The sequence below is a fragment of the Pseudomonas sp. SDT291_1_S447 genome (assembly GCF_054070155.1).
The window spans coordinates 1-13,276 of sequence record NZ_JBSVXS010000137.1 but is presented as its reverse complement, the minus strand read 5'-3'; the positions used below and the strand labels follow the sequence as shown (position 1 = coordinate 13,276).

Annotated in this window: 15 protein-coding genes; 9 read left to right on the top strand and 6 right to left on the bottom strand. The window is 60.5% G+C overall.

The window, feature by feature from the left end; translation table 11 throughout:
* Together ACW9IR_RS25735 and ACW9IR_RS25730 are read right to left on the bottom strand one after the other, a co-directional pair.
* Positions 1-1,426, bottom strand: a 1,426-nt coding sequence (locus ACW9IR_RS25735; RefSeq protein ID WP_457465441.1) for a histidine kinase sensor domain-containing protein, incomplete at its 3' end; no start/stop codon positions are given.
* A complete protein-coding gene (locus ACW9IR_RS25730) occupies positions 1,413-2,135 on the bottom strand; it encodes a response regulator transcription factor (protein ID WP_457465440.1) in 723 nt (240 codons plus the stop codon). The genes ACW9IR_RS25735 and ACW9IR_RS25730, both read right to left, overlap by 14 nt.
* 219 nt (positions 2,136-2,354) lie before the next feature.
* On the opposite strand from ACW9IR_RS25730, the gene ACW9IR_RS25725 reads away from it, so the two are divergent.
* Positions 2,355-5,108 carry a response regulator gene (locus tag ACW9IR_RS25725; RefSeq protein WP_110718937.1) on the top strand — a complete coding sequence of 918 codons (2,754 nt, stop codon included), beginning with the start codon at positions 2,355-2,357 and terminating at the stop codon, positions 5,106-5,108.
* Between the two features lie 82 nt (positions 5,109-5,190).
* Positions 5,191-6,180, top strand: a complete 990-nt coding sequence (locus ACW9IR_RS25720; RefSeq protein WP_102901698.1) for a 2-hydroxyacid dehydrogenase — start codon at positions 5,191-5,193, stop codon at positions 6,178-6,180.
* Positions 6,181-6,193: 13 nt separating this feature from the next.
* On the opposite strand, the gene ACW9IR_RS25715 is transcribed toward ACW9IR_RS25720, so the two are convergent.
* A complete protein-coding gene (locus tag ACW9IR_RS25715; protein ID WP_457465438.1) occupies positions 6,194-6,646 on the bottom strand; it encodes a hypothetical protein in 453 nt (150 codons plus the stop codon).
* A gap of 133 nt (positions 6,647-6,779) precedes the next feature.
* On the opposite strand from ACW9IR_RS25715, the gene ACW9IR_RS25710 reads away from it, so the two are divergent.
* Together ACW9IR_RS25710 and ACW9IR_RS25705 are read left to right on the top strand one after the other, a co-directional pair.
* Entirely contained in the window at positions 6,780-7,214 is a 435-nt protein-coding gene (locus ACW9IR_RS25710) for a hypothetical protein (protein WP_038367468.1), read from the top strand.
* On the top strand, positions 7,214-7,618 hold the full coding sequence (locus ACW9IR_RS25705) for an META domain-containing protein (RefSeq protein ID WP_175553475.1): 405 nt from the start codon (positions 7,214-7,216) through the stop codon (positions 7,616-7,618). Before ACW9IR_RS25710 ends, ACW9IR_RS25705 begins: the two co-directional genes overlap by 1 nt.
* A 381-nt stretch (positions 7,619-7,999) precedes the next feature.
* On the opposite strand, the gene ACW9IR_RS25700 is transcribed toward ACW9IR_RS25705, so the two are convergent.
* The gene (locus ACW9IR_RS25700; RefSeq protein WP_102901697.1) at positions 8,000-8,467 is read right to left on the bottom strand and encodes a TlpA disulfide reductase family protein; all 468 of its coding nucleotides are present in this window, start codon (positions 8,465-8,467) and stop codon (positions 8,000-8,002) included.
* 113 nt (positions 8,468-8,580) lie between these two features.
* On the opposite strand from ACW9IR_RS25700, the gene arsC reads away from it, so the two are divergent.
* The 3 genes from arsC to ACW9IR_RS25685 are packed head-to-tail and all read left to right on the top strand — an operon-like array spanning position 8,581 to position 9,954.
* Positions 8,581-8,934: an arsenate reductase (glutaredoxin) gene (gene arsC, locus ACW9IR_RS25695; protein WP_457465435.1), complete on the top strand. Its 354-nt coding sequence runs from the start codon at positions 8,581-8,583 to the stop codon at positions 8,932-8,934.
* Positions 8,931-9,527, top strand: coding sequence for an NAD(P)H:quinone oxidoreductase (wrbA, locus tag ACW9IR_RS25690; protein WP_093442184.1), 597 nt, complete (start codon positions 8,931-8,933; stop codon positions 9,525-9,527). The genes arsC and wrbA overlap by 4 nt, the downstream gene beginning before the upstream one ends.
* A gap of 1 nt (position 9,528) precedes the next feature.
* Positions 9,529-9,954 (top strand): DUF2069 domain-containing protein, encoded by a 426-nt coding sequence (locus tag ACW9IR_RS25685; protein WP_457465432.1) that lies wholly within the window; start codon positions 9,529-9,531, stop codon positions 9,952-9,954.
* Positions 9,955-10,040: 86 nt separating this feature from the next.
* Here the strand turns inward: ACW9IR_RS25685 and ACW9IR_RS25680 are convergent, their stop codons facing one another.
* Together ACW9IR_RS25680 and ttcA are read right to left on the bottom strand one after the other, a co-directional pair.
* Complete coding sequence (locus tag ACW9IR_RS25680; protein ID WP_110718726.1) at positions 10,041-10,715, bottom strand: DNA-3-methyladenine glycosylase I; 675 nt, start codon at positions 10,713-10,715, stop codon at positions 10,041-10,043.
* 150 nt (positions 10,716-10,865) lie between these two features.
* The gene (ttcA, locus tag ACW9IR_RS25675; RefSeq protein ID WP_038367448.1) at positions 10,866-11,690 is read right to left on the bottom strand and encodes a tRNA 2-thiocytidine(32) synthetase TtcA; all 825 of its coding nucleotides are present in this window, start codon (positions 11,688-11,690) and stop codon (positions 10,866-10,868) included.
* Positions 11,691-11,978: 288 nt separating this feature from the next.
* Between ttcA and ACW9IR_RS25670 the strand changes: the two genes are divergently transcribed.
* Both ACW9IR_RS25670 and ACW9IR_RS25665 read left to right on the top strand, forming a co-directional pair.
* The gene (locus ACW9IR_RS25670) at positions 11,979-12,581 is read left to right on the top strand and encodes a Yip1 family protein (protein WP_016773629.1); all 603 of its coding nucleotides are present in this window, start codon (positions 11,979-11,981) and stop codon (positions 12,579-12,581) included.
* Positions 12,582-12,708: 127 nt separating this feature from the next.
* Positions 12,709-13,203: a SprT family zinc-dependent metalloprotease gene (locus tag ACW9IR_RS25665; RefSeq protein WP_122597276.1), complete on the top strand. Its 495-nt coding sequence runs from the start codon at positions 12,709-12,711 to the stop codon at positions 13,201-13,203.
* The last annotated feature ends 73 nt before the right edge of the window (positions 13,204-13,276 follow it).

Sequence of the window (13,276 nt, the reverse complement as noted above, 5' to 3'; positions counted from 1 at the left end):
CCTTGTCCCTCCTCCTCCCTTCAAGTCCTACCATACAAGCGAGCCTGCTCGCGAAGGCGTCAGTCGGCGCAACACCCTCATCAGCCAGCAACCGCAAATTCAACCGCAACCCCGCCCCGGCATTCTCCGCCCAAATACTCCCACCCTGACGCTGCACGGCATTGCGCGCGATGCTCAGCCCCAAGCCAAATCCACCGTCTCCGGGCCGCGAGCCGTCGAGTCGGGTGAACGGCGAGAAGATCCGCTCCAGATCCCCTTCCGCTACACCACCGCCCTGATCTTCCAGCCACAGGTGCCAGAAATCGCCATCGCGCCGTCCATCGAGACGCACAATCCCGCCCTCGGGCGAATGCCGAATGGCGTTGCGCAAAATGTTCTCCAACGCCTGCGCCAGCGTATTCAAGTTGCCACGCACCCAGCACGACGCCTCGACCGAACACTGCAATTGCAGACTCGGCCAGCCGCTTTCATAACAGGCATTGTCGGTGAGCATTTCCCACAGCGCCTGAATCTGGATCGCCTCGTCAGGCAATGGCGAGCGCTCGGTATCGAGCCAGGCCAGTTGCAGGGTTTCCTCGACCAGTCGCTGCATACCGTCGACTTCGCGACCAATGCGCTCGCGTAGTTGCGGCAGGCCTTGTTCACTTTCGCTGGCCACGCGCAAGCGACTCAGCGGCGTGCGCAATTCATGGGACAAGTCGCGGAGCAACTGCTGTTGCAGGGCAACCGTGGATTGCAGGCGCTCGGACATCGAGTCGAACGCCCGCGCCAGCTCACCCAGTTCATCCGGGCGTTGGGTAATCCCGCTCGACAGCCGCACATTCAATTGATCGGCGCGCCAGGCGTTGGCCTGTTCGCGCAGGTTGTTCAGTGGCACGACCAACAAACGGTACAGACCGACACACAGCAATAACGTGAACAGCCCGGGAATCACGCCGTTGGTGATGACGCGCCAGAACACCCGGTACTTGCCCGGAACAAATCGTTCGGGCAACTCGATCACCAGGCTGCCCGCAGACGGCTCTTTGGGGAAAGGAATACGCAACCACGGCCGGCCTTTCTTATGGATCGGCCAGTCGAGGCCGCGCAAGAAGGTCAGGTGCTGGACTTCCTGATCATTGAGCGGATCACTGCTCAGCGACTGCAGGTTGCCGCCGATGACGCCAACCCAACTGGCTTCGCGCAACTCCATGCTTTGCAGCCAGTCATCGACACCGCTGCGCCCGCCGTGTTGCCACGCCTGTTCCGCTTGCGCGGCATAACGGCTGAGGGTGCCGCGCGCTTCGTCGGAGAGGAACTGGTTGCGCTCCTCCATGTAACGGCCCCATGACCAGCTCAACCAGATCATCAGCAGACAAAATGCGACCAGCAAAAACGCCAGTTTCCAGAACAGCGAATGCCGCCCCGGCAGTTCAGAACGTTTCATCGGCGCCGCTCAAAACGTAACCCTTGCCCCAGACGGTGCGCACTTCACGCTCGGTGTAACCGATGGCTTTAAGTTTGCGGCGGATCTGGCTGATGTGCATGTCGAGGCTGCGGTCGTGCGCCGCGTAGCCGCGTTGCAAAACGTGCTGATAAAGGAAGGCTTTGCTCAGCACTTCCTCGTCATTGCGATTGAGGGTTTCCAGCAAACGGAATTCGCTGCGGGTCAGCCCGGCGGCTTGCTCGCGGAAAAACACATCGCATTGTTCATCGTCAAAACGCAGCGTGCCGGCCGCCACTGGCGCCGCCAGCGATGCCGGGCGCCGATCCAGCGCAACCCGGCGCAGGATCGCTTCGATGCGCACATGCAACTCGGCCATGCTGAACGGCTTGGGTAAATAGTCGTCAGCACCGAGACGGAAACCGCTGATGCGATCCGCCTCGGCGCCGAGGGCCGACATCAGCAGCACCGGCGTCGAATGGCTCTGGCGCAATTGCGTCAACACCTGCAAACCGTCCAGGCCCGGCAAGAGAATATCCATCAGCACCACGTCGAACGGCTGGCGCGTGGCGATGCTCAGGCCTTCCTGGCCGTTCTGGCACCAGGTCACCTGAAAGCCGCTGCGGCCCAAATGTTCGTGAACATAGGCGCCGAGAACCGGATCGTCTTCGATGGAAAGAATGCGTGGCTGGCCAGCGGAAACAGGAGTCATGAGTATCTGCAAGTAATTCTCAGTTGAGAGCGATTATTCAAGATTGTCGGACAGCGGGCAACTCAAGGTTGACCCACCTGACCAACGAGCACCCGCGCCCTGCCCCATCGCGACAGCATTTTTCCGGAGATTGCCTGCGAGCAAATCGCTACACTGCGCCCATGTCGCGTGCCGGATGCACGCATGAGTCAACAGATCAGCGGGATGCAGGAGATAGGCGTGCTCAAGAAACTGGGAATCAAAGGTCGCGTGTTGTTGCTGACCTTGTTGCCGACCAGCCTGATGGCGCTGGTGCTGGGTGGTTATTTCACCTGGACGCAGCAGTCCGACTTGCAGAGCCAATTGATGCAGCGCGGCGAAATGATTGCCGAGCAGCTGGCGCCGCTGGTGGCCCCCGCCATGGGGCACGGCAACAGCGATCTGCTGGAGCGAATCGCCACTCAGTCCCTTGAACAACCGGACGTGCGCGCGGTGACCTTCCTCGCCCCGGACCGCTCACCGCTGGCCCACGCCGGCCCGACCATGCTCAATCAGGCGCCGAGCGGCGACAGCGCGCATTTGCAACGGCGCAGCGGCAATGACGCGACGCGTTACCTGATGCCGGTCTTCGGCAAGCATCGCAACCTCGCAGGCGAACTGATCCCGCAAGAATCCGACCGTTTGCTCGGTTGGGTCGAACTGGAGCTATCGCACAACGGCATGCTGCTGCGCGGTTATCGCAGCCTGTTTGCCAGTCTGCTGCTGATTGCCGCCGGTCTGGCCGGCGCGGCGCTGCTGGCCTTGCGCATGGGCCGCACCATCAACCGTCCGCTGAGCCAGATCAAACAAGCCGTCGCGCAGCTCAAGGACGGTCATCTGGAAACGCGCTTGCCGCCGCTCGGCAGTCAGGAACTGGACGAACTGGCCTCCGGCATCAACCGCATGGCCGGTACCCTGCAAAACGCTCGCGAAGAACTGCAACACAGTGTCGATCAGGCCACCGAAGACGTGCGCCAGAATCTGGAAACCATCGAGATCCAGAACATCGAACTGGACCTGGCGCGCAAAGAGGCGCTGGAGGCCAGCCGGATCAAATCCGAATTTCTCGCCAACATGAGCCACGAGATCCGCACGCCGCTCAACGGCATTCTCGGCTTCACCCATCTGTTGCAAAAAAGCGAACTGACCCCGCGCCAGCTCGACTATCTGGGCACCATCGAAAAATCCGCCGACAGCCTGCTGGGGATCATCAACGAGATCCTCGACTTCTCGAAAATCGAGGCCGGCAAACTGGTGCTCGACCATATCCCGTTCAACCTGCGCGACCTTCTGCAGGACACCCTGACCATCCTCGCCCCCGCCGCGCACGCCAAGCAGCTGGAACTGGTCAGTCTGGTCTATCGCGACACTCCGCTGTCGCTGGTCGGTGACCCGCTGCGTCTGAAGCAGATCCTCACCAATCTGGTCAGCAACGCGATCAAGTTCACCCGCGAAGGCACCATCGTCGCCAGAGCGATGCTGGAAGAAGAACACGAAGACAGTGTGCAACTGCGTATCAGCATTCAGGACACTGGCATTGGCTTGTCCACTCAGGACGTGCGTGCCCTGTTCCAGGCATTCAGTCAGGCGGACAACTCGCTGTCGCGCCAGCCGGGTGGCACCGGTCTGGGGCTGGTGATTTCCAAACGCCTGATCGAACAGATGGGCGGTGAAATCGGCGTCGACAGCACGCCGGGCGAAGGCTCGGAGTTCTGGATCAGCCTGAGCCTGCCCAAGACCCGTGACGATGCCGAAGACTTGCCCTCGGCGCCACTGCTCGGACGCCGGGTGGCAGTTCTGGAAAACCATGAACTGGCGCGTCAGGCCTTGCAGCATCAATTGGAAGACTGCGGCCTCATTGTCACGCCGTTCAATACCCTGGAAAGCCTGACCAATGGCGTCACTGGCGCGCATCAGACCGATCAGGCGATTGATCTGGCGGTGATCGGCATCACCAGCAACGACATGCTGCCCGAGCGCTTGAATCAGCACATCTGGGACCTCGAACACCTCGGCTGCAAAGTGCTGGTGCTGTGCCCGACCACCGAACAGACGCTGTTTCATCTGTCGGTGCCCAACCCGCACAGTCAGCTGCAAGCCAAACCGGCCTGTACGCGCAAATTGCGTCGGGCGTTATCCGATCTGGCCAATCCCCGCCAACCACGCAACGAGCCGGGCGAACCGTTGTCGAGCCGCGCGCCGAAAGTGCTGTGCGTCGACGACAACCCGGCCAACCTGCTGCTGGTGCAGACCCTGCTCGAAGACATGGGTGCCAAGGTGCTCGCAGTGGAAAGTGGCTACGCGGCGGTCAAAGCGGTGCAGAACGAATCCTTCGATCTGGTGTTGATGGACGTACAGATGCCGGGCATGGACGGTCGCCAGAGCACCGAAACCATTCGCCAATGGGAAAGCGAGCGACACTGCACGCCGCTGCCGATTGTCGCCCTCACCGCCCACGCCATGGCCAACGAAAAACGCGCGCTGCTGCAAAGCGGCATGGACGACTATCTGACCAAACCGATCAGCGAGCGGCAACTGGCGCAGGTGGTGCTGAAATGGACCGGTCTGGCCTTGCGCAATCAAGGGCCGGAGCGGACCAGCGACAGTGCGGCGGGCAACAATGAACTGCCGGTGCTCGATCACGAGGAAGGTTTGCGTCTGGCCGCCGGCAAGGCTGATCTCGCTGCGGACATGCTGGCCATGCTGCTCGCCTCACTGGAAGCCGACCGCGAAGCCATTCGTACGGCGTGCGAAAACCGCGACCAGAACGCCTTGATCGAGCGCGTCCATCGACTCCACGGTGCCACCCGTTATTGCGGCGTACCGCAATTGCGCGCGGCCTGTCAGCGCAGCGAAACCTTGCTCAAGCAGGGCGACCCGAAGGCCGTGGCAGCGCTGGAAGAACTGGAGCGGGCGATCAACCGGCTCGCGGCGCAAGCGAAGATCAGCGCCTGATCCACGGCAATACCGGCCAACACCGGCAGCGCTAAAGTGGGGTCAGGTGATTCAATCCGTGTCGATGTTCCTGGAGGATTTCATGCGCACGCTCGTTTTCAGTAGCCAGACCTATGACCGCGACAGCTTCCTCGCCGCCGATTGCCCGGCGGGTATCGAGTTGCACTTTCAACCGGCCCGGCTCAACCTCGATACGGCGGCGCTGGCCAACGAACATGAAGTGGTCTGCGCGTTTATCAATGACGACCTCAGTGCACCAGTGCTGGAGCGTCTGGCTGCCGGTGGCACGCGCCTGATTGCGCTGCGCTCGGCGGGTTACAACCATGTCGATCTGCCCGCGGCGAAACGTCTCGGACTGGCCGTGGTGCGCGTGCCGGCCTATTCGCCGCATGCGGTGGCCGAACATGCCGTGGCGCTGATCCTCGCGCTCAACCGTCGCCTGCACCGCGCCTATAACCGTACCCGTGAGGGCGACTTCAGCCTGCACGGTCTGACCGGTTTCGATCTGGTCGGCAAAACCGTGGGCATTGTCGGCACCGGGCAGATCGGCGCGACCTTCGCGAAAATCATGCACGGTTTCGGCTGTGAGTTGCTGGCCTACGACCCCTTTCCCAACCCGGATGTTCTGGCATTGGGTGCGCGCTATCTGAGCCTGCCGGAACTGCTCGCGCAGTCGCGGATCATCAGCCTGCACTGCCCGCTCAACGAGCAGAGCAAACACCTGATCAACCGCGATTCACTGGCGCACATGCAGGCCGGCGCAATGCTCATCAATACCGGTCGCGGCGGCCTGGTCGACACGCCGGCATTGATTGACGCCTTGAAGGACGGCCAGCTCGGTTATCTGGGCCTGGATGTCTATGAAGAAGAGGCGCAACTGTTTTTCGAGGATCGCTCCGACCTGCCCTTGCAGGACGATGTGCTGGCGCGGTTGCTGACTTTTCCGAACGTGATCATCACCGCGCATCAGGCCTTTTTGACGCGCGAAGCATTGGGCGCAATTGCCGCAACGACCTTGCACAACCTCGCGACCTGGGCGGCGGGAACGCCACAGAACCAGGTCGAGGGCTGAGATTTCTTTCAGCTTATTTCGGTGAAAGCGAAGACGCCAGAATCAGCAACGCCAGCCAGCCGAAGCCAAAAAAGCGCTGTTTCATCGAGTGGCCGTAGCGCAGCAGGAACCAGACGAAAACCATCGGCAGCAGGAAGATCATGATCTTCAGCCAGCCTTCCACCGGACGACTGCCGTCGGCATTGGCCGGCTCGGCAACAGGTTGCTCGGTTGGCTGCTGGCGCCGACGCCGCGCGGCGGCCGGCATGACTTTCGGCAAAGGTTGCGGTTCAGGCGCTGGCGCACTGACTTCGGGCACTGCCTTGTTACGCGGCAGACTGCCGAATGAGATTGTTGCAGCCTGTATGGGCGCGGCTGCGGTCTGCGCGTGTACTGCTTGCTCCGCCATGGGAGCCCCGCAATGAATGCACGCGTTGGCTTCGGAGCTGATGCTCTTCTTGCATTCATAACATTCGATCAGCGCCATGTTCCGTTCCTTCAGAGTCGAGGCCGGCAGTTTGCCATGAGCGTCGCTGCATTTGAACCGGATCGAAGGTCGCACGCGCGCATCATTCTGCAATCAAGCCCGTGCTAGCATGTCGCGCATATTTGGAGGACCCATGGTCGAACACGATTTCCGCTACACCCTGATGAACCCGCAACACACCCTCACCGAATGCCGCGCCCTCGTTCCAGGCCGCTATCAGGTCACCGGCAACGGTGGCTCGATCCGCATCGGTGACGCCCTGCTGGTCACCCTCAAAGGCAGCAAGGACTTGTCCATGCGCCTGACCGTTGAAACCGTCCGCCACCTGATCAACCCGCCGGGCCAATGGACCGCGATGACCACGGGCCCAGTGTTCGGTGAACTGGCGATCCACACCTGGCAGGTCAACTGCGACAGCTGTGCCAAAGAGCTGAGCTTCGAATTCGCTGTCGACGCCAAACTCGGCAAAACCGCTGAGAAACCGGCTGCCACCGCACGTATCGCCGAGCTCGGCTGGAAAGCGGTCGGCGATAAACACCTGTGCCCGAAATGCCAGGAGCCTGCGTGATGAAACGCCTTGCCCTGACCGCGCTGGTGGGTGCCGGCCTGGTGGGTTGCGCCGCCGAACCCGTGCAACTGCAACAGAACCGCAGCTACATTCTGGAGTGGATCGGCGAGCGGCCGTTGATGGATTACAGCCATTTGACCGTGACCCTCGGCGATGATGGTCGCGCCTACGGCAACGGTGGCTGCAACCATTGGTTCGCGCCGTACACGCTGGAAGGTGACAAGCTGACTTTCGGCAAGATCGGCAAGACCCGCAAGCTCTGTGCCCCGGCGCTGATGGAGCAGGAACAACGCTTTCTGCAGGCGCTGGAGCATGTCGAGCGCTGGGACATCTCGCCGATCGAGCAGATGCGCTTCTGGCCGGCTGAAGGCAAGCCGTTGCGCTGGTGGCTGGAAGAAGGCTAAAAAGCCCTCACCCTAACCCTCTCCCAGAGGGAGAGGGGACTGATTGGGGGATATTGGAGAGCTACGTCGACCTGAACGGCCTATGCCGAATCCATAATCGACTGGATCTTTTAGGTCGGTGAGTCTGCCAAAGCCCTCACCCTAGCCCTCTCCCAAAGGGAGAGGGGACTGATTGGGGGATATTGGGGAGCTACGTCGACCTGAACGGCCTATGCCGAATCCATAATCGATCGAATCCCGCTCTGGCGACTGCCTAATCGAGCGGATCTGGTTTTGGTGAATTCACAATCGACTCAATCTCTCAGGTCGATGTAACTCGCCAGACACCTCGGTCGGCCCCCTCTCCCTCCGGGAGAGGGCTGGGGTGAGGGGCTTTTGACGTTACTGGGTCGCCTGCAGAGCCTCAAGCTTGGCCATCACCCCCGCCGCCGTCTGCTCCCCCATCAACTGCTCACGCACCTTGCCCTTGTTGTCGATGATGTACGTCACCGGCAGCGCTTCACTGCGCGGCAACTCGAACAACTCCGCCGGATCCTGCGCCAGCACGGTGAACTTGATGCCCAGCTTCTCGCTGGCGTCTTTCAGCTCCACACCCTGCACGTTGTCGAAGTTGACCCCGAAGACGCCAACGTTCTTGCTCTTCAATTCATCAGCCAGATGATTGAGTTCCGGAATTTCAGTCCGGCACGGGCCACACCATTCGGCCCAGTAGTTGAGCACTACCCACTGTTTGTCCAAGCGCTCGGACGCTACTTTCTGACCATTCTGGTCGATACCGTAATCATTGCCGCAGCCTCCCAGCATCAACGCCCCGATTATCGTCAATGCCGCTGCCAATCGCCGTGTCATGTCGTGTTCCTTGTGAAAATTTGAAGGCGCCTGCGACCCATTGCCTCCGAAGGTTCTGGATTGCGCGCTGCACAGTTAGAATAGCCGCCACTTTACGCCAGAAGCGACCCGCCATGACCGATCTGACGCTTTATCACAATCCGCGCTGCTCGAAATCCCGCGGCGCGCTGGAACTTCTTGAAGCCCGCGGCCTGACCCCGAACGTCGTGCGTTACCTCGAAACCCCTTTGAGCGCGGCGCAAATCAAGGCCCTGCTCGGCAAGCTCGGGATCAGCGCACGCCAGTTGCTGCGCACCGGTGAAGATGAATACAAAATGCTTCATCTGGCTGATGAAAGCCTCAGCGAAGCGCAATTGATCGACGCCATAGCCCAGCATCCAAAACTGATGGAACGCCCGATTCTCGAAGTCGGCGACAAAGCCGTCATCGGTCGTCCGCCGGAAAATATCCTGGAGTTGTTGCCGTGAGCGCGCCGTACATTCTGGTGCTGTATTACAGCCGCAACGGCTCGACCAACGAGATGGCCCGGCAGATTGCCCGTGGTGTCGAGCAGGCCGGTCTCGAAGCGCGTTTGCGCACCGTGCCGGCAATCTCTACCGAGTGCGAAGCCGTGGCCCCGGCCATACCGGACGAAGGCGCGTTGTATGCCACGCTCGATGACCTGAAGAACTGCGCTGGCCTGGCCCTCGGCAGCCCGACGCGTTTCGGCAACATGGCCGCGCCGCTGAAGTACTTCCTCGATGGCACCAGCAACCTGTGGCTGACCGGCGCCCTCGTCGGTAAACCGGCCGGCGTGTTCACCTCCACCGCCAGCCTGCACGGCGGTCAGGAAACCACTCTGCTGTCGATGATGTTGCCGCTGTTGCACCACGGCATGCTCATCACCGGTCTGCCGTACAGCGAGTCGGCGCTGCTGGAAACCCAGGGCGGCGGTACGCCTTACGGTGCCAGTCATCACGCTGGGGCTGACGGTAAAAAAGGCCTCGATCAGCACGAAGTGGCGCTGTGCCGTGCGCTGGGTCTGCGGCTGGCGAAAACCGCTCAGAAACTGGTGGGCTGAGATGGCGAAGAAGCCGAAGATTCTGCCGAGTGTCGAGTGGCTTGCGCCGCGCGTGAAGGCGATGCGGGTGATCAGCCTGCTGAGCTTTTTCGCCCTCGCCGGACTGCTCGCTGCTTACTATCTGCTGTTCGCCGACCTGCACGGCGCACGGCCGTGGGTGATTCTGCTGGTCGAGTTGATCCCGTGGATCGTTCTCGCACCGGCGATGATCATGGGCAGCGCCCGTGGGCATTCGTGGATGTGTTTTGTGGTGAATCTGTATTTCATCAAGGGCGCACTGGCGGCGTATGACCCGAACCGGCAGTGGTTTGGCGTGCTGGAGATGGTTGCGAGTCTGGCGGTGTTCTGCTCGGCGCTGCTGTATGTGCGGTGGCGGTATCAGTTGAATCGCAAGTTGGCAGGTGAAGGCGAAATCTCCGTCGCCTGAGTGAAAAGATCGCAGCCTTCGGCAGCTCCTACATTTGGAATGCGTTTCCCTGTAGGAGCTGCCGAAGGCTGCGATCTTTTAGCTGTTCAATGGTTGACGGTGTAAGCGAGCATCATCGAAATCTGGCTCATCGCCCGCCCGCCGCTCTGCTCATGCCACTGATTGAACACATCCTGCACGATCGCCAGATCGCGCAGACTGGTCGGCACCTTGTCGACGATCTTCTGCGCATTCAGCGCCGCGACCACGTCGTAGCTCGGCACGAATGTGTCCTTGCCGACCATGCGCAAAAACCGTGGTGCGGACAGCCCGCCCAGTTGATGGCCGTGCTTTTTCAGGTACGTCCATAAACCGACGATATCAGTCACCGACCAGTCGGCGATCAACGCACCGAAACTGCCCTTCTCTTTCTCGACATCGAGAATGAACTGCGCATTGCGCGGCACGCTTTTCAGCTTGCCGAGATGGCGAATGATCCGCGCGTCCTGCATCAGGCGCTCAAGGTGTTCGGCGCTCATCAGCACGACTTTTTCCGGGTCGAACTTGAAGAACACTTCTTCGAAGGCCGGCCACTTGGCGTCGACCAGGCTGTGCTTGAGGCCGGCACGGAACACGCGCAGGGCCATGGTCGAGAGGTAGCGGTCGTCGCTGATCTTGCGCAGTTGCGCCGGGGTTTTGGGAACGGGCAGATGGGCTTCCAGTTCAGCCGCCGAACCGAAGCGGTTCAGACAGTATTCGTGCAGCCACTTGTAATCGCGCATGCCCTCTCCTGGGAATTGAAAATGAAATTTTACCTGTGAACACAAAACACTGTGGGAGCGAGCTTGCTCGCGAAAGCGGTCTGTCATTCAACATGGATGTCGGCTGACACGACGCCTTCGCGAGCAAGCTCGCTCCCACATGGATCGGGTTTACAAGTTGACGACGTTAACGAAGCGCGAAGCCGCGGTCTCGTCGATCTTCAGGCTGGTGAAGTCGAACAGGTTGCGATCGGCCAGTTGCGACGGGATCACGTTCTGCAGACTGCGGAAGATGCTTTCAGTTCGACCGGGGGTCTTGCGCTCCCAGTCCAGAAGCATTTCCTTGACCACCTGACGTTGCAGGTTTTCCTGCGAACCGCAGAGGTTGCACGGGATGATCGGGAATTCCTTCAAATCCGAGTACGCCTGAATGTCTTTCTCGTTGCAGTACGCCAGTGGACGGATCACCACGTTGCGGCCGTCATCGGCGCGCAGCTTCGGCGGCATGGCTTTAAGCGAACCGTTGAAGAACATGTTGAGGAAGAACGTCTCGACGATGTCGTCGCGGTGATGACCGAGGGCCATTTTCGTCGCACCGATTTCATCGGCAAAGGTGTACAGCGTGCCGCGACGCAGGCGCGAGCACAGCGAGCAGGTGGTCTTGCCTTCCGGGATCAGTTCCTTGACCACCGAGTAGGTGTCTTTTTCGACGATGTGGTACTCGACGCCCAGCTCTTTCAGATAGGCCGGCAGCACATGCTCAGGGAAGCCCGGCTGCTTCTGGTCCATGTTCACCGCGACGATCTCGAACTTGATCGGGGCAACCTTCTGCAGGTGCAGGAGCACGTCGAGCATGGTGTAGCTGTCCTTGCCCCCGGACAGGCAGACCATGACCTTGTCGCCGTCTTCAATCATGTTGAAGTCAGCAACCGCTTCGCCGGCCAGGCGGCGCAGGCGCTTTTGCAGTTTGTTCTGGTTGACCGTAAGAGTGCCCATGACGCGAAATCCGTGAGGTGTGACGAAAGGCCGGCATTTTACGCAAAAACCCCGGCGTTGTGGGCACAGGTTGTCGCGGTCAGCCGCCAACGGGTTAACAGACCCCGAGGCGATTACCCGCCCTGTTTACAGCGCGATTTGCTCTAAGCCCCTAATACCTGTGCGGGTAAGACCTTTCTATACTGCGACATAAGGTCGCACACATCTGAAGACCTGTATTTGCTCGGCCACCTTGGCCCGTAGGCGCTCCGCTGGGGGGCGATGGCAATAACAAGAGGAGTGACTGGCATGATCCATCACGTAGTGGGACTTTTTACCCACCCCGATCAGGAATGGAAGGAAATCCGTGGCGACCAAGAGGAAAGCATCAGCCACATGTACCTCACCCACACGCTGATTCTGGCGGCGATCCCCGCTGTCTCGGCGTTTATCGGCACTACTCAGGTTGGCTGGGTGATCGGCAACCGCGCACCGGTGATGCTGACCTTTGAAAGCGCACTGTGGATGACGATCATGTCGTACCTGGCCATGCTCGGCGGGGTCGCGGTGATGGGTGCGTTCGTGCACTGGATGGCGCGTACTTATGACGCCAATCCAAGCCTGGCCCGTTGCGTGGCCTTCGCCACCTACACCGCGACACCGTTGTTCGTCGGCGGGCTGGCGGCGCTGTATCCGCATATGTGGCTGGGGATGATCGTCGGTACGGCGGCCATCTGCTACACGGTTTATCTGTTGTATGTGGGGCTACCGACGTTCATGAATATTCCGTCGGACGAGGGCTTCCTGTTTTCCAGTTCGGTGCTGGCGGTGGGTCTGGTGGTGCTGGTCGCCATCATGGCGTTCACCGTGATTGTCTGGGGGCTGGGCGTAGGTCCCGTTTATACCAACTGACTCGACAGGCTGAATACAGGCCGCCGCAAGGCGGCCTTGTCGTTTGGCGGATGACCATTCGGCAGCTTGGCGATTCGCAAGTCCACAGGGTTGCGGCATACTCGACGCCTCTGGAGATCCATCAAGCATGCCCGAGCAACTCAATACCCGCGTCGAAGACTGTTACCAACTCGCTGAATCCTTTTTCAAACGTTCTTTCCCACGCCCTGTCGTCAGTCTCAAGCTGCGCGGGCAAAAAGCCGGTGTCGCGCATCTGCACGAGAATCTGCTGCGCTTCAATCCGCAGCTGTACCGGGAAAACACCGAACACTTCCTCAAGCAGACCGTGGCCCACGAAGTCGCGCACCTGATCGCCCATCAGTTGTTTGGCGAGCGCATTCAACCCCACGGCGAGGAATGGCAACTGATCATGCGCGGGGTTTACGAACTACCGCCGGATCGCTGTCACACCTATGCAATCAAGCGCCGCAGCGTGACCCGCTATATCTACAAATGCCCGTGCGCGGACAGCGATTTTCCGTTTTCGGCGCAGCGCCATAGCCTGGTGCGGCAGGGGCGGCGGTATTTGTGTCGGCGCTGCCGGAGTACTTTGGTGTTCAGTGGTGAGATGCGCGTCGAATAGCCCGGATTTGCGGTGCCTGCGCCGGCCCCTTCGCGAGCAGGCTCGCTCCCACATTTGGAATGCGGCCCACTGT

Excerpts from the sequence above, each read along its gene's own strand:
- ACW9IR_RS25685 (WP_457465432.1), top strand. The coding sequence starts at position 9,529 with ATGGCGAAGAAGCCGAAGATTCTGCCGAGTGTCGAGTGGCTTGCGCCG.
- ACW9IR_RS25670 (WP_016773629.1), top strand. The coding sequence starts at position 11,979 with ATGATCCATCACGTAGTGGGACTTTTTACCCACCCCGATCAGGAATGG.
- arsC (WP_457465435.1), top strand. The coding sequence starts at position 8,581 with ATGACCGATCTGACGCTTTATCACAATCCGCGCTGCTCGAAATCCCGC.
- ACW9IR_RS25700 (WP_102901697.1), bottom strand. The coding sequence starts at position 8,467 with ATGACACGGCGATTGGCAGCGGCATTGACGATAATCGGGGCGTTGATG.
- ACW9IR_RS25715 (WP_457465438.1), bottom strand. The coding sequence starts at position 6,646 with ATGGCGCTGATCGAATGTTATGAATGCAAGAAGAGCATCAGCTCCGAA.
- ACW9IR_RS25665 (WP_122597276.1), top strand. The coding sequence starts at position 12,709 with ATGCCCGAGCAACTCAATACCCGCGTCGAAGACTGTTACCAACTCGCT.
- ACW9IR_RS25680 (WP_110718726.1), bottom strand. The coding sequence starts at position 10,715 with ATGCGCGATTACAAGTGGCTGCACGAATACTGTCTGAACCGCTTCGGT.
- ttcA (WP_038367448.1), bottom strand. The coding sequence starts at position 11,690 with ATGGGCACTCTTACGGTCAACCAGAACAAACTGCAAAAGCGCCTGCGC.
- ACW9IR_RS25720 (WP_102901698.1), top strand. The coding sequence starts at position 5,191 with ATGCGCACGCTCGTTTTCAGTAGCCAGACCTATGACCGCGACAGCTTC.
- ACW9IR_RS25730 (WP_457465440.1), bottom strand. The coding sequence starts at position 2,135 with ATGACTCCTGTTTCCGCTGGCCAGCCACGCATTCTTTCCATCGAAGAC.
- ACW9IR_RS25710 (WP_038367468.1), top strand. The coding sequence starts at position 6,780 with ATGGTCGAACACGATTTCCGCTACACCCTGATGAACCCGCAACACACC.
- ACW9IR_RS25705 (WP_175553475.1), top strand. The coding sequence starts at position 7,214 with ATGAAACGCCTTGCCCTGACCGCGCTGGTGGGTGCCGGCCTGGTGGGT.